17 protein-coding genes are annotated in these 19,774 nt (G+C 74.2%); 11 read left to right on the top strand and 6 right to left on the bottom strand.

The features are described 5' to 3' along the window. Positions 1 to 82: 82 nt before the first annotated feature. Positions 83 to 1,159, bottom strand: a complete 1,077-nt coding sequence (locus ACFY04_RS08170) for an RNA ligase (ATP) (protein WP_389114944.1) — start codon at positions 1,157 to 1,159, stop codon at positions 83 to 85. 193 nt (positions 1,160 to 1,352) lie between these two features. Here ACFY04_RS08170 and ACFY04_RS08165 point away from each other — a divergent pair, with 193 nt between their 5' ends. Beyond that, positions 1,353 to 2,096, top strand: coding sequence for an SDR family NAD(P)-dependent oxidoreductase (locus ACFY04_RS08165; RefSeq protein ID WP_389114943.1), 744 nt, complete (start codon positions 1,353 to 1,355; stop codon positions 2,094 to 2,096). A 29-nt stretch (positions 2,097 to 2,125) separates the two neighbouring features. Here the strand turns inward: ACFY04_RS08165 and ACFY04_RS08160 are convergent, their stop codons facing one another. After that, complete coding sequence (locus ACFY04_RS08160; protein WP_389114942.1) at positions 2,126 to 2,878, bottom strand: peptidoglycan-binding protein; 753 nt, start codon at positions 2,876 to 2,878, stop codon at positions 2,126 to 2,128. 374 nt (positions 2,879 to 3,252) lie between these two features. Next, complete coding sequence (locus ACFY04_RS08155; RefSeq protein WP_389114940.1) at positions 3,253 to 4,560, bottom strand: MFS transporter; 1,308 nt, start codon at positions 4,558 to 4,560, stop codon at positions 3,253 to 3,255. A gap of 190 nt (positions 4,561 to 4,750) precedes the next feature. Between ACFY04_RS08155 and ACFY04_RS08150 the strand changes: the two genes are divergently transcribed. Together ACFY04_RS08150 and ACFY04_RS08145 are read left to right on the top strand one after the other, a co-directional pair. After that, on the top strand, positions 4,751 to 5,197 hold the full coding sequence (locus ACFY04_RS08150; protein ID WP_389114939.1) for a hypothetical protein: 447 nt from the start codon (positions 4,751 to 4,753) through the stop codon (positions 5,195 to 5,197). Positions 5,198 to 5,265: 68 nt separating this feature from the next. Continuing rightward, a complete protein-coding gene (locus ACFY04_RS08145) occupies positions 5,266 to 6,108 on the top strand; it encodes a MerR family transcriptional regulator (RefSeq protein ID WP_389115438.1) in 843 nt (280 codons plus the stop codon). Positions 6,109 to 6,142: 34 nt separating this feature from the next. Here ACFY04_RS08145 and ACFY04_RS08140 read toward each other — a convergent pair whose 3' ends face one another. Further along, entirely contained in the window at positions 6,143 to 6,424 is a 282-nt protein-coding gene (locus ACFY04_RS08140) for a hypothetical protein (RefSeq protein WP_389114937.1), read from the bottom strand. Between the two features lie 97 nt (positions 6,425 to 6,521). On the opposite strand from ACFY04_RS08140, the gene ACFY04_RS08135 reads away from it, so the two are divergent. Continuing rightward, entirely contained in the window at positions 6,522 to 7,022 is a 501-nt protein-coding gene (locus ACFY04_RS08135; RefSeq protein WP_389114935.1) for a hypothetical protein, read from the top strand. On the opposite strand, the gene ACFY04_RS08130 is transcribed toward ACFY04_RS08135, so the two are convergent. Further along, positions 7,009 to 7,479: a GNAT family N-acetyltransferase gene (locus ACFY04_RS08130; RefSeq protein ID WP_389114934.1), complete on the bottom strand. Its 471-nt coding sequence runs from the start codon at positions 7,477 to 7,479 to the stop codon at positions 7,009 to 7,011. The genes ACFY04_RS08135 and ACFY04_RS08130 overlap by 14 nt on opposite strands. 81 nt (positions 7,480 to 7,560) lie before the next feature. Continuing rightward, on the bottom strand, positions 7,561 to 8,523 hold the full coding sequence (locus ACFY04_RS08125) for a helix-turn-helix transcriptional regulator (RefSeq protein ID WP_389114931.1): 963 nt from the start codon (positions 8,521 to 8,523) through the stop codon (positions 7,561 to 7,563). A 101-nt stretch (positions 8,524 to 8,624) separates the two neighbouring features. On the opposite strand from ACFY04_RS08125, the gene ACFY04_RS08120 reads away from it, so the two are divergent. From ACFY04_RS08120 to ACFY04_RS08090, 7 genes are all read left to right on the top strand, one after another. Then, entirely contained in the window at positions 8,625 to 9,050 is a 426-nt protein-coding gene (locus ACFY04_RS08120; protein ID WP_389114929.1) for a DUF3224 domain-containing protein, read from the top strand. A gap of 403 nt (positions 9,051 to 9,453) precedes the next feature. Further along, complete coding sequence (locus tag ACFY04_RS08115) at positions 9,454 to 11,526, top strand: HelD family protein (RefSeq protein WP_389115437.1); 2,073 nt, start codon at positions 9,454 to 9,456, stop codon at positions 11,524 to 11,526. 153 nt (positions 11,527 to 11,679) lie between these two features. Further along, positions 11,680 to 13,089 (top strand): SWIM zinc finger family protein, encoded by a 1,410-nt coding sequence (locus ACFY04_RS08110; RefSeq protein WP_389114928.1) that lies wholly within the window; start codon positions 11,680 to 11,682, stop codon positions 13,087 to 13,089. Further along, positions 13,086 to 15,743 carry a DUF6493 family protein gene (locus ACFY04_RS08105; RefSeq protein WP_389114926.1) on the top strand — a complete coding sequence of 886 codons (2,658 nt, stop codon included), beginning with the start codon at positions 13,086 to 13,088 and terminating at the stop codon, positions 15,741 to 15,743. Before ACFY04_RS08110 ends, ACFY04_RS08105 begins: the two co-directional genes overlap by 4 nt. Before the next feature lie 254 nt (positions 15,744 to 15,997). Then, positions 15,998 to 17,281: a phenylacetate--CoA ligase family protein gene (locus ACFY04_RS08100; protein ID WP_389114923.1), complete on the top strand. Its 1,284-nt coding sequence runs from the start codon at positions 15,998 to 16,000 to the stop codon at positions 17,279 to 17,281. Next, a complete protein-coding gene (locus ACFY04_RS08095; RefSeq protein ID WP_389114922.1) occupies positions 17,278 to 18,621 on the top strand; it encodes an MFS transporter in 1,344 nt (447 codons plus the stop codon). Before ACFY04_RS08100 ends, ACFY04_RS08095 begins: the two co-directional genes overlap by 4 nt. Next, positions 18,618 to 19,763: a GNAT family N-acetyltransferase gene (locus tag ACFY04_RS08090; RefSeq protein WP_389114919.1), complete on the top strand. Its 1,146-nt coding sequence runs from the start codon at positions 18,618 to 18,620 to the stop codon at positions 19,761 to 19,763. Before ACFY04_RS08095 ends, ACFY04_RS08090 begins: the two co-directional genes overlap by 4 nt. Positions 19,764 to 19,774 lie beyond the last annotated feature (11 nt).

Here is a 19,774-nt window from a genome sequence, read left to right as displayed (position 1 = left end):
CCCCCGGCCCATCCCACCATGCACGAAGCGCCCGCCCCACGAAGCGGGGCGGGCGCGGCGCGGCGCGGCAGAGCGCGAGGGCTCACTCGTACTCGGTGCCGCCCTTGCGGGTCAGGTACGCCGGACTGACCGCCTTGGCGATGGCGCGGCCGCCCACGACCGGGCTGTACCGTTCCGCCGACGGCCGGATGACGACGCCCTCGCGCAGGTGGGCGGCCTTCCCGGAGACGGTCTCGCGGCCGCTCGCCAGCTCCAGCACCCTGTCGAGGTCGTACGGGCCCTCGTACAGCCGCGGCACCAGCGGAAGCTCACCGTCCGTCAGCACGGCGGCCGGGTCCAGCCAGCGCGTCTGCCCGTCGATCTCGGCGGAGACGTCGAAGACGGCGTATCCGGGTGGCGTGTCGGCGGTGCGGACGTCGGTCCCGTACGAGAGGTCCTGGACGCCCTTGCCGTACACCTCGCCGAAGATCCCGACCCGGGTCGCGCCGAGGCGGTCGGCCAGGGCCGCCGCGACGGCCGCCACGTCGTGCCCGTGTACGGCCCGCCAGTAGAGGTTGCGCTCGTCCTCCTTGAGCGCCAGTCCCTTCGAGCCGAACCCCTTGGAGGAGACGTAGGACCGCTCGCCCTCGACCACGTAGGTGAACAGGCAGGCGGTGCCGTGCAGTTTCTCGGTGAGGACGACCGGCTCGCCGGGCTCGAAGATGTGCGGGTAGCGCTGGAGGTTCTCGATGTCGACCCACGGCATCAGGTCGGCGGCGGCCTCGACGTCGCCGTCCATGGTCGTGGGTATGGGCGGGGCCCATTTGGTGATGCCGAGCAGCTCCGCGAAGTCCGTCTCCTCCTTGGCCGCCCGGGCCAGGTCGACGTCGGCGAGCGCGCGCGGCCTGCACACCAGCCCTTGCGAGAGTTCGCCGCGGAGCCGGACCGCCTTGACCCGGTCGGCGGAACCGCCGGCGAGCCGCCCGGTGAGGCCGAGCTCCTCGATCAGGTCCGCGGGCAGCACGGCCTGTTCGGGGATGTAGAGCGCGAACTCGCCCGTGCGGTAGGCGCCCTTGGCGATCACGGCGCGGTACAGGCCCACCTGGGCCAGTTCCAGCGCATCCGCGTTCGGGTGCTCATGGACGGTCAGTTCCTCGGCGGTGACGCGCAGGGTCGACATGGGACGGCTCCAACAGTGGTCAGGGACTCGGACGACGCCCGGTGGTGCGGCGCGTCGGTGACGACCACTCTGCTTCCCGCCATTTCCGCTGGTCCAGCGAATATCACGATGTTAGCCTGCCCGCCCGCCCCGCCCGGCGCCCCGGCGCCCTTCCGTCCCACGTTCCGCGTTCCATGTCCCACAGGAGGCTCCCATGTCAGCTCGTCCGGTCACCGTCGTCACCGGTGGCAGCAGGGGCATCGGTGCCGCGACCTGTCTGCGGCTGGCCACCGACGGGCATGATCTGGCGCTCGGTTACACCCGCGACGCGGCGGCGGCCGAGGCCGTCGCCGAGCGGGTACGGGCCGCCGGGGCCCGCTGTGTGACCGTGCGCGGTGACATCTCCGAGGAGTGCGCCGTCGAGCGGCTCTTCGACATCGCCGGTGCCGAACTCGGCAGGGTGACCGGGCTCGTGAACAACGCCGGCGTGACCGGCCCGCTGGGCCGGCTCGCCGAGGCCCGCACCGAGGACCTGCGGCGGGTCGTGGAGGTGAACCTCCTCGGGTACCTGCTGTGCTGCCGCCGGGCCGCCCGGGACATGGCGGAGGCCGACGGCGGGGCGATCGTGAACGTCTCCTCCACGGCCGCCACCCTCGGCAGCCCCGGGGAGTACGTGCACTACGCGGCGACCAAGGCGGCCGTCGACGCGCTCACCGTGGGGCTCGCCAAGGAGCTCGGCCCGGACGGGATCCGGGTCAACGCCGTGGCGCCGGGCATCATCGAGACGGACATGCACGCGGCGATGGGCGATCCCGACCGTCCGGCGAAGGCCGCGGCCGGGATCCCGCTCGGCCGGCCCGGTCGGCCCGACGAGATCGCCGGGGCGATCGCCTGGCTGCTCTCCGCGGACGCCTCGTACACGACCGGCACCGTGCTGCGGGTCTCCGGCGGCCGCTGATCCGCGCGGTCCGCGGCGCTCTGCGGCGGTCAGCCCATCGCCGCCTGGGTGGCCGGGCCGTAGACGCCCGGCGGGTCGCCCTTGAGGGAGCGGTCGCGCTGCAGCTGGCCGACGCCGCGCTTGGTCTGGTTGTCGTAGACCCCGGTGACGGAGACGTACGTGAACCCCTGCGCGCGGAGCAGCTCCTGCAGGGCGCGCACCTCGGGGCCGCTGTCGCCCATCCGCAGCGTTCCGGACGAGCTCGGCGGACTCGGGACCGAAGCGCTGGGCGAGGACGGCGGTTTCGGGCTCTGGCTCGCGGACGCGCCCGGCTCCCGGGAGGGAGAGGGCGGGGCGGAGGGGGACGGTGCGGACGCGATCGGGCCGGGTACGTCGGCCTCGCCGACGGAGCCCGGGCGGCGCCCCGGAAGCATCGGTACGGACAGCTCGGCGGGCGCCCCGGCCCGGGGCGGCTGTGGGTCGGGGCCGCCCAGCAGGAGCACCAGGGCGCCCACCGCGGCGAGCGCCAGCAGGGTCAGGACGGCGAACGGAAGCGGGCTGCGGTGACCACGGGCGGCGCCCCGGCTGGCAGCCGGGGCGGGAGCGGGGGCGGCGGCGCGAGCGGGAACGGCGGCGGGAACGCCGGGTTCCTGGACGTGCGCCGGGCCGGGGAAGGTGAGGGGGCCGGTCTGCGGCCAGGTGGGCGCGGTCGACCGGGGCGGTGGGCCCGAAGGGGCGACGTACGGGCGTACGAGCAGGTGGTCGTCGGGGACGATCCCGCTCTCATCAGGGTCCTGGCGCATGGTGGTCTCCCGGCGGGGACGGGGGCCGGCGCGGCGGTGCGGTGCCGGCCCCCACCCGGTCCGTCAGGCTCCGTGCCGCCGGGCGGCGGGAGCCGGGGCCGCACCGGCGGCAGCGGGAGCGCCGGGCGTGCCGAGTGTGCCGAGTGCGCTGTGTGTGCTGTGTGTGCTGTGTGCCGGAGAGCCGCCGATTTCGGCCGGGTCGATCGACGGGCGAACGGATCTGGGCATCTGGCGTATCTCCGAAGTGCGGCTCAAGCTGTGATTCTTGATCGGCGCACTCTTGCCCTCCGACGGGGGCCGGGTCAAGCCCGGTGTCCGATCCGCCCCCGTCCATCCGATCTGTCGGGCGCGGCCGCTCCCGCCGCGGCCCGCCATCAGCCGAGGGTGTGGGAGGTGCGGCGGATCGCCGTGACCCACACCGTGGCGGCGGCCGCGAGCATCAGGGCGGCCCCGCCGAGCGGGGCGGCGGGTGCGGAGATGCCGTCGACCGCGAGACCGCCGCAGAGCGCGCCCGCCGCTATGGCGAAGTTGAACATGGCCACCATCAGCGAGGACGCGGACTCGGGCGCCTCCGGGGCCGCCTTGATCATCCAGCCCTGCACACTCACCGAGACCCCTCCGTACGCGAGCCCCCAGGCCAGCAGCAGCGCGGTGCCGACGGCCGGCCCGGGCAGGACCGCGATCAGCGCGAGGATGACGGTGAGGGCGGAGCTGACCACGAGCAGGGTCCGGTACACGTCGCGGGCCCCGGCCAGGAAGTTCCCCGCGACGCCGGCGACGCCGTAGCCGAGCAGCAGGGTGCTGATGTACTCGGCGTCGACACCGGAGACCTCCTGCAGGATCGGCCGTACGAACGTGTAGGCGGCGAACTGCCCGGTCACCACCAGGAAGGTCACGATGACCCCCGCCCGCACGGCGCGGTTCTCCCGGAGCAGGGCGGGGAGTTCGGGAAAGGTGATGTGCCGGGTCGCCGGCAGCGGGGGCAACAGCACGAGCAGGGCGGTCAGCGTGACGAGGCCGAGGGCGCCGACCGCCGCGAAGGCGGTGCGCCAGCCGCCGAGTTCACCGAGCAGGGTGCCGGCGGGGACGCCGAGCACGGAGGCGGTGGGGACACCGCCGAAGACGAGCGCGGTGGCCCGGCCGACCTGGCGCTCGGGGACGAGGCGTACGGCGAGTCCGCCGGCGATGGCCCAGAATCCGCCGACGCTGACGCCGACGAGCAGGCGGGCCGCCAGTACGACGGCGAAGTTCGGGGCGAGGGCGGCGGCGAGGTTGGCGGCGACCATCAGGGCGATGAGCACGCACAACACGAGCCGCCGGTCGAGCCGGCCGGCGCCGACGGTGACCAGCGGCGCGCAGAATCCGGCGACCAGCCCGGGCGCGGTGACCATCAGGCCGGCGGTCCCGTCGGACACGCCGAGGGCGGCCCCGACGGGGGTGAGCAGTCCGACGGGCAGCAGCTCGGAGGTGATCAGGCAGAAGATGCCGAGCGAGACGGCGCAGACGGCCGCCCAGCCCTTCCACGGAGCGGCGCCGCTCCCCGCTGCGGGTCCGCTCCCCCGTGCGGGTGCGGCTCCCGGTGCGGATCGAGTTCCCGGCCCGGCTATGGACTCGGGCTCTCCGGGCGGGCCGGACGCGGGGGGCGGCGCGGGATCGTTGCCGGGCGCGGCAGCTGAGGTCATGGATGGGTACTCCGTACGGACGGTCGGCAGGCAGGACACGGCGGCACGGGGAGCCGGGGGTCGCGCCTCCCCCTTCATCCGTACTGCCGTTCCAATTTCCCACACGCCCCGGACATTCCCGCCGGGCCGGTGTCACCCGCACGCGTGAGAGGGGAACCGGGCCGGCCCTGCCGTACGGCAAGGTGGTCGGATGCAGTTACGCCGTGCCGTGCCCCTCTCCCTCGTCGTGCTCCTCGCCAGCACCGGCTGTGTCTCCGTCGGGCCGCGGGATCCGGCTCCGGCTCCCGTACGGGGATCCGTACCGCCGGCCGAGGCGCCCGAGGTCCCGACGCCCCCGGCCCTCCCGCTGGGAGCCCTGCCGGAGGCCGCCGCGCCCGCTCCGGACGCGGCCCAGGACCCGGACGCGGTCGCGGACCCGAGGCCGGTCCCGAAGGCGGCTCCGGAGCCACAGCCCTCGCGCGAGCGGGCCGCGAAGGCGGCGCCGCCTCCCCGGCGCAAGCGCGTGCCCGGGCCGGCGACGGCCCGTCCGCGGCGGCGGCCGGCCCCGCCGCCCCGCCTGGACCAGCTGTGCGCGGCCGCGGAGGGCGCGGTACCGCCGTCCATCGTCGACCTGTGTCTGCGGCAGTACGGCCGCTGACCGACGCGTCCGTCCCCGGTGCGACGCTTGACCCTCCCCCTGTGTCAGACCTTGTAGTGGAGAGCGTCATGTTCACCATCGGAGACTTCGCCAAGCACGGCCGGGTGTCGGTCCGCATGCTGCGTCACTACGACGCCCTCGGACTGCTGCGCCCGGCACGTGTCGACCCCTTCACCGGCTACCGCTTCTACGAGGCCGGGCAGCTCGCCCGCCTCAACCGGATCATCGCGCTCAAGGAACTCGGCTTCTCACTCGAACAGGTGGGGACGATCCTCGGCGAGCGGGTGGGCCCGGAGGAGCTGCGCGGCATGCTGCGGTTGCGGCAGGCCGAGCTGGAGACCGCCATGGCCGCCGCGGCGGCCCGGCTGGTCCAGGTCGAGGCGAGGCTCCGGACCATCGAGAACGAGGGAACCATGCCTGCCGACGACATCGTCGTGAAGAGCCTTCCGCCCGTCCGGCTCGCCGAGCTGACCGGCACGGCCGGGAGTTACGAACCGCAGGACATCGGTCCGGTCATCGGCCCGCTCTACGACGAGCTGTGCCGCCGGATCGAGGAGGCCGGGGTCGTCCCGACCGGCCCCGGTACCGCCTACTACGAGGACGCGCCCGGCACGGGCTCCGCGGCGGGGGTCCTCGTCCACGCCGGACTGCCGGTGGCGGCCTCGGTCCGCGCCGAGGACCTCGGGGGTGAGGTACGGATCGTCACGCTGCCGGCGGTGGAGCGGGCCGCGACCGTGGTGCACCGCGGCTCGATGGACGGCGTGCTGCCGACGGCGCAGGCCCTGGCGCGGTGGATCGACGCGCACGGGCACCGCTCGGCCGGGTACGCGCGCGAACTGACCCTGGCCTGCCCGGAGGACCCGGACCAGTGGGTCACCGAACTCCAGGAACCCCTGGCCGCCACGTCCTGACACCCCCACCACACCCCCGGGGAGCTTCGGCTCCTCAGGGGCGGCGTCCGCAGGCGCGGGCGCACCGCCGGGCCGTACGCAGCCTGCGCACGGTGGTGTGGCCGCGCCGCTTCCACTCACCCCGGGGCAGCGCGGCCCGCTGGCCGCCGCCCGCGATCAGGGCGTTGACCGGGGTCATCGGGTCGGCGGCCATCGCCTTGGCGAACAGGACGCCGACCACGAGCGGGACCAGGGCCACGGCCAGGGCCGATCCGGCGGTGGTCACGTGCTGCATGCGCGGGCGGGCGGCCCGGCCGCTCGGGGCGTCTGAAGTCATGTCCCCATTCGACCAGCGGCGCGCCGTCGGGGAATCGGGGTGGATACTCAGGCCGTTGGGTGTGAGGTACTCAGACGGGCGGGACGGGTGGTGGGTGATGGCGGTACCCGGGCAGGGTTTCGAGCCCGCGACCGGCGACGGCCCGGCGGCCGCGCCCGGCGGGCGTCAGGCGGAGCTGCGCACCGCGTACGAGGGGCTGCTGCAGATCCGCCGTCTGGTGAACGGCCCGGCGGGCGCGGCGGTTCCCGCGCCGTGGGAGGTACGGCAGCCGCCGCGCGCGGTGGCCGTCGCACTGGAGGCGGCGGGGATCGTGCCGTCGGCGCTGGACGCGCAGGGGCTTCGTACGCGGACGGGCTACCGCGTGGCGGCCGGAGCGGAGCCCGGGCGGGCCGAGGTGACCTGGCTGGGCCCGGCGGGCGGCGGCGCGGCCGGTGAGGAGCAGGAGCGGCTGACGGCGTGCGCGGCCGTGCTGGAACGGCTGGGCTGGGTGTGCCTGCTGTACCGGGGACCTCGCCGGCGCCGCTTCCTGGAGGTGGAGCCCCCGGACGGGCCGGGCGGGTCCGGAGGGCCGGGCGGGCGCCCGGTCAGCCGAGGGTGAGCAGGACGACGTCCACCTCGTGGCCGCGGGCCTCGGCGAAGTCGCGGGTGCGGCCGGTGACGATGAACCCGCACTTCTCCAGCACCCGGATCGAACCCGCGTTGTCGGCCACCGCCCCGGCGTGCAGGGGCCGGGTGTCCTCCAGCCGGATCAGTTCGGTCAGCGCCCGGGTGGCGATGCCCCGTCCCCAGTGCTCGGGGCCGATCACGTACGTCACCTCGCGCTCCTCGGGCGGCCCGAACACGGCGGCGTGACCGACCACGACCCGGTCGGCCAGCACGGTACGCAGGATCACGGCGGGGTCGTTGCGCACCTTCGCCCAGTGCGTGTCGAAGTGGCCCCGGTCGTAGTGGTACTTCCTGGTGATGGCCGCCATCTGCTGGAGGCCCGGGTGCGTCAGCTGCTCCCAGAAGACGGACAGGTCGTCGTCGATCGTCTCGCGCAGCTCGATCTCCATGTGCGCTCTCCCTCTCCCCCGGTGTCCGATCTTGACGGCCCACCCTACGAGGTGCGCGGGGCGGGCGGGCCCGGTCCCGCGTCAGGCGTAGCGTGCGGCCAGCGCGGTCACCGTCTCGGCGAGGGCGCGGCGCAGTTCGGGCGGGCCGAGCACCTCGGCCTCCGTGCCCAGGCGCAGCAGGTCGCCGACGGCGATGGCCTGGGACTCGACGGCGATGCGCAGCCGGACCCAGCCGTCCGCATCGGCCGGGCCGGCATCGGCGAGCGCCCTGGTGCCCGCCGCCCCGAACTGCATCGGCAGCAGCCGCTGTCCGCGCGGGGACAGCCGTACGTCGGCGGTCTGCTGGTGGAGTACGGAGTCCAGGCGGCTGGTGGATTCCTGCCAGTACGCGGCGAGTTGGAATCCGGCGGGCCGTTCGAAGCGCTCCGCCGCGGTGTCCACCGTCAGGAACCGGGAGACCCGGTAGGTCCGTACGGCTGCGTCGACCTCGGCGACGAGGTACCAGATGCCGCCCTTGAGGACGAGACCGAGCGGATGCAGCTCGCGCCGCACCTCGCCTCGCCAGCGGCGGTAGTGTGTGTGCAGCACGTGCTGGTCCCAGACGGCCTGGGCGATCTGCGCGAGATGCGGGACGGGGTCGGCCTCCCGGAACCAGGCGGGCGCGTCGAGGTGGAAGCGGTCCTGGATCCGGCGGGCCCGTACGGCGAGTGCGGCCGGCAGCGCGGCCTGGAGTTTGAGCTGGGCGGCGGCCAGATCGGCGCCGAGGCCGAGCTCCTGCGCGGGCCCCGGGGCGCCGGCCAGGAAGAGGGAGCCGGCCTGGGTGTCGGTGAGGCCGGTGAGGCGTGTGCGGTAGCCGTCGGCCAGCCGGTACCCGCCGGCCGGGCCGCGGTCGGCGAGGACGGGGACGCCCGAGACGCCGAGGGCGTCGATGTCTCGGTGGATCGTGCGTACCGACACCTCCAGCTCGGCCGCGAGGGCGGGGGCGGTCATCCGGCCGCGGTTCTGCAGCAGCAGGAGCAGGGAGAGAAGCCGGTCGGCACGCATGGCGTCATTGTCCCCCGTACCTGACAGAAGGTGTCAGGTACGGCTGCCAGCCTGGGGGCACGCCGGGCGGAGAGACCGTCCGGCCTGCCGGGAGGACCGTCATGCCCACGCCCGTAGAGACCGGTGGCCGCTTCACCTTCGCCAACTGGGAGGAGAGCCCCGTCGGTGCCGTGGACGCCGTCCCGCGGCTCGCCCACGCCCAGGTCAACAACGCCTTCACCGGTGGGATCGCGGCTGCTGAGACCGCCTGCGACTACACGATCGCCTACACCGGGGAGAACCTCGGCTCCTACAGCGGGATGGAGTTGGTCTCCGGCAGCCTCGACGGCCGCAAGGGCAGTTTCGTACTGGAGGAGCGCGGCAGCTTCGACGCCGGCGGCACGGTCTGCCGCTTCGAGGTGGTGCCCGGCTCCGGCACCGGGGACCTGGCGGGACTGACGGGCTCCGGAGGCTTCACCTACCGCCACGGCGACACCTCCGTCGCGTACACCTTCACCTACGACTTGGGGGAGATCCGGTCCCGCTGAGGGACCCTGGGGGCAGCGCCGGGGTAAGCCCAAAAGCCGAGGCGCGCTCGGCGGGCTCCGGTTCGGCGGCAGCCGTCATCGGATCTGATGGGATCGCCGCCGCCGGGCCCCCTCGGTCGGGTCGCCGGACGAAGCGACCAGATGCCCCCTGGCGGTGAGCTCGATGGCGCCGGTCGCCTCGCCGGATCTTCCCCCTTTTCCCGAGCGCGGCAAAACATCGCCGGTATCCAAGGGCGGGCTCGCCATAAGACAGGCGGGCATCGGGAGCGCAATTGGCGATATACGGCCAGCCGTCATGGATTCAATCGTAGGGCCATATCTTCACCAAGTAATCAAGACTTATCTTCAGGGAACTTCGACCGTATGGTGTGGCTCGAATCGAAGGAGTCCCCTGTTGTCGAAGATGAACGATCCCGCTGTGCGTGCGGTTGAATCGGAGCGGGATTACGTGTCCTCCTTATACGAGTTGCTCACCGAGCGGCTTTCCGAAGCGCGAGTACAGCGAGCGAGTGTGCTGAAGGCCCCGGCGGAAAGCGTCGGCGAGGCATACGAGAGAGAAATCGCCGCCGAGCGTCTGGCCAAGGAAATCGGCCGGCTGGAGGGCGCCGAAAAGGGGCTGGTCTTCGGGCGCATCGACCGGACGGATGGCACGGCCCTGCGCATCGGGCGGATCGGACTGCACACGGAGGAGGATGACCTGCCTCTGCTCGTGGACTGGCGCGCGAACGCGGCGCGGCCCTTCTACGAGGCGACACCGGTCCACCCGATGGACCTGCGGCGGCGCCGGCACCTGCGCCTCGCGGAGCGCACGGTCATCTCGGTGAGCGACGAACTGCTGGACGGGACCGCCCCGACCGACGAGGACGTCGTGGGGGACGGCCCGTTGACCGAGGCCCTGTCGGCACGGCGTACGGGCAGGATGCACGCGGCCGTCGCGACGCTGCAGACCGAGCAGGACGAGATCGTCCGCTCCGCCCACCGCGGGGTGACCGTGGTGCAGGGCGGGCCCGGCACCGGCAAGACGGTGGTCGCCCTGCACCGGGCGGCCTACGTCCTGTACGCGTTCCCGCGCGCCGCGGAGGAGGGTGTCCTGGTGGTGGGCCCGAACGCCCGGTTCCTCGACTACATCTCCCAGGTCCTTCCCTCGCTCGGAGAGAACGACGTCGTGCTGGCGACCTGCCCGGAACTGGCCGGAGTGTCCACGGACACGGTGGACCCGTTCGATACGGCGCGGCTCAAGGGCGGCTCCGACCTCGCCGACGCCTTGGCCGGCCTGCTGCGCGTCCACCAAGCCCCCGCCGGTGACTTCACCGTGCGGGTCGGACAGGAGCTGGTCCGCCTCTCCGGCGAGGAAGTCGCCACGGCACGCGACGCCGCCGTGGCAGCCGTACTGGGGCACAACCCCGCGCGCCAGGTGTTCAAAGAGCTCTTGGTCGACGCCGTCACCGACGCGATGCACCGAGACATGGGCGACCTCCTGGAGCGGATCGACGCCGATGCCGAAAGGATGACGGGCCTCAACCTCGACCGGTTCACGGGAGCCGCCCAGCGCCGTGCCGAAGGTGCGCCCGATGCAGGGCCGGCCCACGAGCTTGACCTGGACGCCATCCGAGCCGATCTCCTCGACGACGCCGGCGTCGAGCGAGCGGTCGAGGTGTTGTGGCCGCGGCTGGTACCCGGTGACCTGGTGAAGGCGCTCCTGACGAACGCCGGCGCTCTCGCCGAACACCTGCCCCGCCTGACCGCGCAGGAGCGGTCCCTTCTGCTGCGCGGTCCGGACGGCCCGTGGACCGATGCCGATGTGCCGTTGCTGGACGAGGCGGCGAGCCTGGTCGACGGCTCCCCCGAGCGGACGTACGGGCACGTCGTCGTCGACGAGGCGCAGGAACTGACCGCCATGCAGTGGCGGATGATCGTCCGCCGCTGCCCGGCAAGGGCGATGACGCTGGTGGGTGACTTCGCCCAGGCAGGCCCGGTCGCGACAGCACGCGACTGGAAGGAAGCACTGAGCCCCCATGTCGGACCGCGGTTCAAACTGCACGACCTGACCGTCAGCTACCGCACCACGCAGGAGATCCTGGAGAGCGTCCGGGACCTGCTCACGCGGATCGCTCCGGACCAGAAGCCCACACGGTCACTGCGAAGCGGTGAGAGCCCTCGCACCGTGACCACACCTCCGGACGGGTTGGTCACCGCCGTCGTCTCGGAACTCCGCGCCCAGAGCACCGCGCACCCGGGCGAGCTTCTGGGAGTGGTCTGCGCGGACACCAGGGTGAGCGAGCTGACGGCCCAGGGCATCGCTCACCACGCACGCATCGTGCCGGCGTCCGAAGCACGCGGCCTGGAATTCGACGGGGTCGTCGTCATGAACCCCGAGGAAATCAGCACGGCCCGCCCCGGTGGGGAAAGGGACTTGTACGTGGCCCTGACCCGGGCCACCAAGCGCCTCTGCACCATCACCGTCCAGCCGGCCTGACGACTCGGCGCCCGCGTCGTCGCCGCGGGCGCACCCGGCGACGACGCGGGCGCACCCGGCGCGGTACGGACACCGGCCCGCGCGCACGGGGCTGCTCGCCGCCTCACCGCTCGTGGCCGGCCGTTGTCAGTGGGTCCCTCTAGCGTCTCGGACATGACGCGGACCGCACATACCTTCGCCTACGCACGCCCCTCCTCGCTGACCGCCGCCGGGACGGGTCAGGCCCTCAACCTGGAGACGGCGGGGGGTCTGACCCCGGCCGGGGCCGACGCCCATCCCCAGTTCTTCGCCGGGTTCCTGAGCACCCCTCAGGCGGCCGCGCGAGCCCTGCTCGCCGTCGCGGACGTGGCCGCGGCCCGCTACTACCGGCGCACCCTGCGCGCCTCGCTCGACCCGGTCGTCACGGGCAACGGCGACCGGCTGCGCTTCGAGTCCTTCTCGGGGTGCTGCGGGGTGTACGCCCGGCTCGACGTACTGCCGGACGGTCTGCGCGGCGCCGACACCGGGCACGGCACCACCAATGTCGACGTCAACAACCCGCTGCGCGAGGCGTTGTCCCGGCTGAGCGGTGACGACCCGCTGCACCTGCGGGTCGGCCCCGACGAGATGGCGGTGACGACGCTCGGCGGGCCGGTCGTGGAGAAGAAGGTTCCGCTGCCGGAGCGCTGGCTGCGCGGTTTCGCCGAGTCCCAGCACGTCACCACCGGCTTCGACCTGCGGGCCGAACTGACCGCCGCCGAGGCGGCGCGCTTCCTCCGTTCCCTGCCCCGTACCGCGGTGGGAGGCGGCGCCACGGGCGGCGCCCTGTGGGTGGTTCCCGCCGGCCGTACGCTGCGTCCCGCCACCCGGCCGGTGCCCGGCGCGGTCTGCCTGCCCGGCCCCGAGCGTCTCGCCGCCCTCCAGCGGGTGCTGCGGCATGCCACGGGCCTGCGCGTGTACGGTCCCGCGCCGGCCGGGGCGGAACCCACCGCCTCCGCCTGGGAAGTCACCCTGCCCGGAATGCGGCTCACGCTCACCCTCTCCCCGGAGGCCTCCCGCGGGTTCTCCGGCGAGGGCGGCGTCCTGGAGGCCCTGGCCACCGACGCGGCGGCCGGGGACGCCGAGCTGATCTCCGTACTGCTCGCCTGGGAGCCGCGCATCGATCCGGCCGATCTGGCGGACCAGTCGGGGCTCCCGGTGGACCGCGTACGGGCGGCCCTGACCCGCCTCGGCACGGCCGGCCGGGTCGGCTACGACATCGCCGAAGCCGCCTACTTCCACCGCGAACTCCCCTACGACGCCGGCCGCGCCGAACGTCACAACCCGCGACTGGTCGCCGCCCGCGCCCTGCTGGCGGCCGGTGCGGTCACCCTGGACGGGCCCGGTACCGCCGTGGTGTCCTCCGGTGAACGCCGCTACCGGGTGCGCGAGTCCGGCGGCGCGCTCAGCTGCACCTGCCAGTGGTGGGCCGACCACCGGGGCCGCCGCGGCCCCTGCAAGCACGCACTGGCCACCCGGATGGCCCTGCGGGCCGCCGCCTCCACCGCCTCCGCCACCCCTGCCCCTTCCGGAGCCGCACGATGAACCCCGCCCAGAACCCCGCCGAGAACATCACCGAGGACGTCCTCGCAGCCGTACGGGCGGGCCGCACCGCCGAGCTGCCGGGTCTCCTCAAGCCGCTGGAACCCGCACAGCGCCGGGCGCTGCTCGCCGGGCTGAAGGGGCTGCGCGGCGAACTGCGTTCCTCGCGGTGGGAGCGCTGGCAGGACCGGAACCGGATGAGCCCGGCCCTGGTGGTCGCCGGAGCCGGCTGCACCACCGGGGCGGCGGCGGCCGCCGCCTGGATCGGCGCCGCCGATCTGCGCCGCTGGAGGCCGCAGCCGCCGACCGCCGCGCTGCTCGACCTGCTCTCCGGCCGGGATCCGAAGTGGCTCGGCGACCTCGCCCACCGGCTGGCCGCCCGGTCCGCCACCGCCGAACAGGACTACCCGCTGATCAGCGAACTCGTCCGGCTCGCCGGCTGTCCCATGCCCACCACCGACGGCTGCGTCGAGGGCTGGGCGGCGTCCATGGGGCCGTCCTGTTCGCCTCTCGTGGTCGCCCTGCGCCGCGATCCCCACCTCACCGCGCTCGTCCCGAGGCTCTTCGAGACCGCCGAACCGGTCGGCGTCCTTGCCTCGCGCTGGGAGCCGGACGACCCCCGCAGCTGGCCGACGGCGCTGGCCGTCCTGGCCGACGAGGGACACCTGGACCGAACCGTCCTGTTGGACGGGTGCACCGCGCGGTTGCTGCGCGGTGGCAAGCCCGCCCAGCTGAAGCCCTACCAGGAGATCCTGGAAGCCCTGCGTCCGACCGCCGAGGAGGAGCGGGAGCGGGCCGCCGACTGGATCGCGCTGGCCGCCGACGCCCCTTCCGCCGTCGCCGGGAGCGCCCAGCAGACCCTCGCCCGGCTCGCCGCGGCGGGCCACCTGACCCCCCGCCGGCTCGCCGAGATGTCGGCCGCCGTCCTCTTCCGCCCCGAGAAGAAGCTGGTCCGCTCGCAACTCGTACTGATCGGCAGGGAACTCACCCGCGACCCGGCCGCCGCCCCCGAGCTGCTGCCGGAGGTCGCCGAGGCGTTCGGGCACGCGGACACCGGCATCCAGGAACGGGCGCTGAAGCTGGTCGCCTCCCACCTCACCGACGATCCCGGACTGCGCGCCGAACTCGCCGACCGGGCGCACCTGTTGAGTCCGGTCCACCGGGCCCGGGCGGTGGAGCTCCTCGGAGCGGCCGCCGCTCCCGCCGGGGAGTCCGGCCCCTACCGGGAGATCCTGCCGCCGCTCCCGGTCCCGGCCCCGCTCGCCCCCGCGCCGGAGACGGTCGCCGAGACCGTGGAGCTCGTCGCGGCGGTCGTCAACGCGCGCACCGCCACCGTCGAGGAGTTCGAGCGCGCCCTGGACGGGCTGGTACGGCACACGTACCGGGACCGCGCGGCACTCGCCGAGGCGCTGCGCCCCGCGCTGGCGGACCGCTGGTGGCTGGACCCCGAGCAGTCCCGCTACTACACGCACGAGCTGCCCGGTCTGGAGCACGTGGCCGCGTGCGTCCTGGACGCGCCGCCGACGGGCACACCGCAGCCGGCTCTCGCGTCCTGGCGCAGCGACTGTCACCACACCGCGATCGGCGCCGCCGCCCATGCGCGCGTGGTCGAGGCCGCGCGGCGCATCGCGTCCCGGCCGCTGCCCTTCCTCCTCGCCACGCCCTCCGTGGAGACGGGCTCGCTGGACCCGCGCGTGCTGGTCGCCCGCCTGGCCGAGTACGGCCGTCTCGGTGAGAACCCCGCACCCGCGGACCTCGCCCAGGCCTTGCTGCGGGTCCGCCGCGACGCCTCCGCCGTCCCCGGGGCGGCCGCCCTCGGCACGCCCGCCGGCGACCGGCTGGCCGCCTGGCTCGGCGATGCCGGGCGGCCCGTGGCCGTCACCCGCCGTACCGCGCCGGCGGTGCAGCACCGGTGGGGCGGCGTAACGCCCGCGCGTCTCGTGCTGGACACGGCGCAGCGGACGACCGTGGTGCGCGAGTTCCCGCACCGGTTCCACGAGCTGGCGGGGGCCCGCACGGCGACCGACCGCTGCTGGGACGGTCGCGACGATGCGTCGCTGATCGCGGTCCTGCCCGAGGACCGGGAGGCCCTGGCCGCCTGGTGTCTCCCGGTCGTCACGGCCGGCGCCGCCCAGGAAGCACGCGAGGGGGCCGCCGCGCTGCCCCTGCTGGCCGCGGCCGGTGGACCGGCCGGCCCGGCCCTGCACCTGGCGGTCGCCACCGGGCTCGGCTCCCGGCACCCCGAGGACCGGCTGAGGGCCGTGGACGCGCTCCTGACGCTCGCCGCCCAGGGTGAGCTGGACGCCGTACGCCTCGGCCGCGACCTGGCCGAGCTGATCGCCCTGGGCACGGTCAAGCCCAATCGGCTCGCCGACTCGCTGCGCACCCTCGCCGCGACGGGCGCGTACGCGACGACCTGGGCCGTGCTGGCGGCCGCCCTGCCCGCGCTGCTCACGGGGACGGCCGATCCCCGTGGCGCCGGGGACCTCCTGTCGACGGCTGCCGAGTGCGTGGAACAGTGCGGGGCGGCGGTGCCCGAACCGGCCGGGCTCGGCGCCGTCGCGGCCCGGGGCGGCTCGTCGCGCCTGGTCGCCCAGGCCGCCCGGCTGCGTGACGCCCTCCGCCGCAACGAGGGGGCTCCCGCCACGGGCAACTGAACGGGGTGCCGTAGCGGAAAAATTGTTGAACTTTGTCCCACTGTCCGTAAATATGCGGCCAATTTGGCGATGACGGGACTGATGTTTCATCATCATGACTGCACGTCAGCTTTCGGCGTGCGTCAGAGGGAGACGGGGGCGCCGGGGGGTCCCCCGTTCACACCGGCCCGACTCCGCAGGCGAGTTCCGTCTCTCGCCGCGCCCCGCCGTGATTCCCGTTCCCGTTCCCGTTCCCGTCATCCAGGCAAAGGCTCATGTCCGCCCAGCAGCTCTCGGACCTCATACGTTTCGCCCGCCACAACTCGCCCTACTACCGCGACCTCTACGCGTCCCTGCCACCTGACGTCGACCGCCTCACCGACCTGCCGGTGGTCGACCAGGAGGGGTTCTGGGCGGCCAACGCCCTGCACGACAGCCGCGTGCTGACCGGCCCGCTCAGCGAGGCCACGGTCTACAAGACCGGCGGCACCACCGGGTCCCCCAAGTTCTCCGTCTACACCCGCGACGAGTGGCGCACGTTCGTCACCGCCTTCGGCCAGGGGCTCGTGGACACCGGTCTGCGCCCGGGGCACCGCGTCGCCGACCTCTTCTACGCCGGGGAGCTGTACGCCAGCTTCCTCTTCGTCCTCGACTCGCTCGCCCACGCGCCCGTGGACAACGTCCGCCTGCCCATCGGCGGCGGCGCGCCGCTGGAATCGACGATCCCCACGCTGCGCGATCTCGCCGCCCAGGTGCTGACCGGCACGACCACCACCCTGTGCCGGCTCGCCGAGCAGGTCGTCTCGTCCGGTGTCCGGCTCGATTCGGTGGAGTTGCTCCTCTTCGGCGGCGAGGCCCTCTTCGACGACCAACGGCGGCTGCTGGCCGCCGCGTTCCCCGGCGCCGAGGTCCGTTCGGTCGGATACGCGAGCGTCGACGCGGGACTGCTCGGCCGCCCGGTGCCGGGCCCCGATGCCCGGGTGCACCGAGCCTTCACCCCGTACGCGATCGTCGAGATCCTCGACGACTCCACCGGTGAGCCCATCACCGAACCGGGGCGGCCCGGCCGGGTCGTCGTCACCAGCCTCTTCCGCCGTCTCATGCCGATCATCCGCTACCCCGCCGGCGACCGGGCCGAGTGGACCGGCACCGGGCCCGGCCACTTCAGGATCCTCGGGCGCGCCGAGGAGGGTGTGCGCGTGGGCCCCGTCTCCCTCTACACGCAGGACGCCCAGGACGCCGTGGCCGCGGCGGACACCGAGGGCCACGTGGTCGGCATGCAGCTCGTCGTTCGCCGCTGGGACGGCCGCGACGGGCTCGTCCTGCGACTGGCGACGGCCCCCGGTGACGATGCCGGCGACCAGGTCGCGGGCAGCCGCGAGGCACTGGCCCAGGCCGTCGTCACCGAGCTGGAGACCGTACGGCCGCTGTATCCGGACAGTGTGCGTGCCGGGTTCGTGCACCCGCTGTCCGTGGAGTGGGCACGCCACCGCGACCTCGCCGTCAATCCGCGCTCGGGCAAGCTCGTCCGCGTCCTCGACGAGAGGCCGACCGCATGACCGCCTCACCCATGACCGACATGGCCGAGACGGATACGGATACGGATACGGATACGCAGGCGCAGCCGCGGACCGGGTCCGGCCGCCGGAGCGCTCCGCTGGTCCTGCGCAACCGTGCCTTCGGCGCCGTATGGCTCGGGCAGGTCCTCGCCCAGGCCGCCGTGCGCATGTTCCAGGTCGGCGTGTCCTGGTGGATCGTCGCCTACGCCGTGCCCGAAGCCCGGGGGCTGGCCTCGGGGCTGTTCATGGCGGTCTGCACGCTGCCCGCCGTGGCGCTGGCGCCCGTCGTGGCCGGGGCCGTCGCCCGCTTCCCGCACCGCTCGGTACTGCGGACCAGCGCCGCCGTGGCCGGGGCCGCCTCGGCCGCCCTCGCGCTGTGGGCGTACGGCGGCGGCCTGCCGCTGACCACCGTGTACGCCGCCGGCCTCGCCCTGGCCACCTGCCAGGCGTTCTTCGACCCCTGTCTGACCACCTCGGTCCCCGAACTCGTCGACGACGCCGACATCGAGACGGCCACCGGCTTCGAGCTGTCCACCCAGTCCCTGGCCGGCCTCGCCGGAGCGCTGCTCGGCGCCCTGACCGTCGACCGGGCGGGCGTGGCCGGGTTGGCCGCCGGCTGCGCGGCCGCCTATCTCGGCGCCGCCGTGCTCGTCGCGAGCGCCCGGTTCCGTACCGTCGCCGCGGACGGCGCCGACGGCGCAAACGGCGCGGCGGCCCCGCCCCGGCGGCGCCCGCTCCGCCGCATCCTGGCCGAACTGCCCTCCGTACGGCGGATCCTGATCTGCTTCACCGCGGCGAACCTGTTCACCGCCGCCGTGTTCGTCGTCATCCCCCTCTACACCCGGTCGGTCCTCTTCGGCGGGGGCGGCACCGTGGCCCTGCTGGAGGCCTCCCTGGGCACCGGTGCGCTCGTCGGCGCCTTCACCGGCACCCGCGTGCCGGGACGGCCCACGGTCGCCGGCGCCTGGTGCCTGGGCCTGATGGCCCTCGCCCTGGCGCTGCCCGGGCTGTTCGCGCAGCGCCCGGTCGTCGCGGGCTGCCTGGCCGTGGCCGGCTGGTGCGCCGGGGCCGTGAGCGTGCGCTTCGTCGCCCTGTTCCAGCGGATGGTGCCGACGGCGGACAAGCCCGGCTTCTTCGCCGTGATGCAGGCCGTCCTGGGTGCCTCCCTGCCGGTGGCGTCCCTGGTGTTCGGCTCCGCCGGTGACTTCCTCTCCCCTCAGACGCTCTGCCTCGTCCAAGGCGTCGGGCTGCTCCCGGCGGCCTGTGCGCTGGCCCTGCTCGGGTCCCGTACGCCCGACCCGGCCGTGGCGGAACCCGCGCCGACCGGAGGCGAGCGATGAGCCCCGTGATCGCCCCGGCCGTCCGCGCGGACATCGCCGAACTGCGCCAGCTCTACTACGCCGTCTACGGTCCGCACTACCCCGTGGCCCTCGGCACCGACCCGGCCGAGATGGCCCGGCTCATCGCGGACCCGCACTCCCTGTGGCTCGTCACCCGCTGCGCCGGCACCGGGGCCCTGACCGCGTCCGCCGCCATCCACGGCGAGGCGGGCAGCCGCACCGGCCGCCTGGAGGGCATCGCCGTGCACCCCGAGCACCGCTCGGCGGGCCTGGCCGCCGCCCTCACCGAGGCCCTGTGCGCGGGGATGCTGGACACGGGCCGCCTGGACTCGGTGTACGCGACCGTACGCACCGTCAGCGCCGGTCCGCAGCGCGTCGTCGCCCGCAACGGCTTCCGCCCGCTGGGCATCCTGCCCAACGCGGTGGATCTCAGCAGCCGCGAAAGCCTCGCGCTCTACGCGCGTCACGCCGCCGGAGTACTCGACCGCCGGATCCCCGTCACCGAAGTTCCGGCCCCGCTGCTGCCGTTGCTGCGCACCTCCGAGTCCGCGCTCGGCATCGGCTACCCCGGGGTCAGAGCCGCCGCCGGCCCGCTCCCAACGCCCGCGCCGCACGCGGCGGCCGAACGGCTGGAGGTGATCGAGGCACCGGCCTTCGTCCGCCGCCGCTTCCGCGAGCGGTTCCCGGGCGCCGAGGGCTGGTTCTATCCGCTGCACACCCCGAACGTGCTGCTCACCCCCGAAGACGGCCGGTTCGAGGTCTACGCCTACCTCAACCGCGCCGGCGGGTACGGCTCCCTGCTGACGGCCCACCCGGACCCGGCCGCCGCGGCGGCCCACCTCGAACCCGTCACCCGGGCCCTGGCCCGTGCGGGCGCCGGCTACGTCGAGGCCCTGGTGCCGCTCGCGCACCACGAGGCCCTCTCGGCCTTCCTCGCCCAGGGGTTCGTCGCCGGGGCCCTCTACCCGGCCATGCGCGCGGACGGCGACGGCTTCCACGACTACGCCGTCCTGTCCCGTTCCAGCGAACGGATCGACTTCCGCGGCGTCGCCGTCGAACCGCCCCTCCAGCCGTACCTGGACTGCTACGTGTCGGCCTGGGCGTCGACACACCTGCCCACATCATCCGAGGTTGCCTCATGAGCCCCATGGAC

Origin of the sequence: Streptomyces sp. NPDC001549 (assembly GCF_042894025.1) — a bacterium.
GTDB classification, from domain to species: Bacteria; Actinomycetota; Actinomycetes; order Streptomycetales; family Streptomycetaceae; genus Streptomyces; species Streptomyces kutzneri.
Note: the sequence above shows the minus strand (reverse complement) of the source record. Positions and strands in the feature narration are given on the sequence as shown.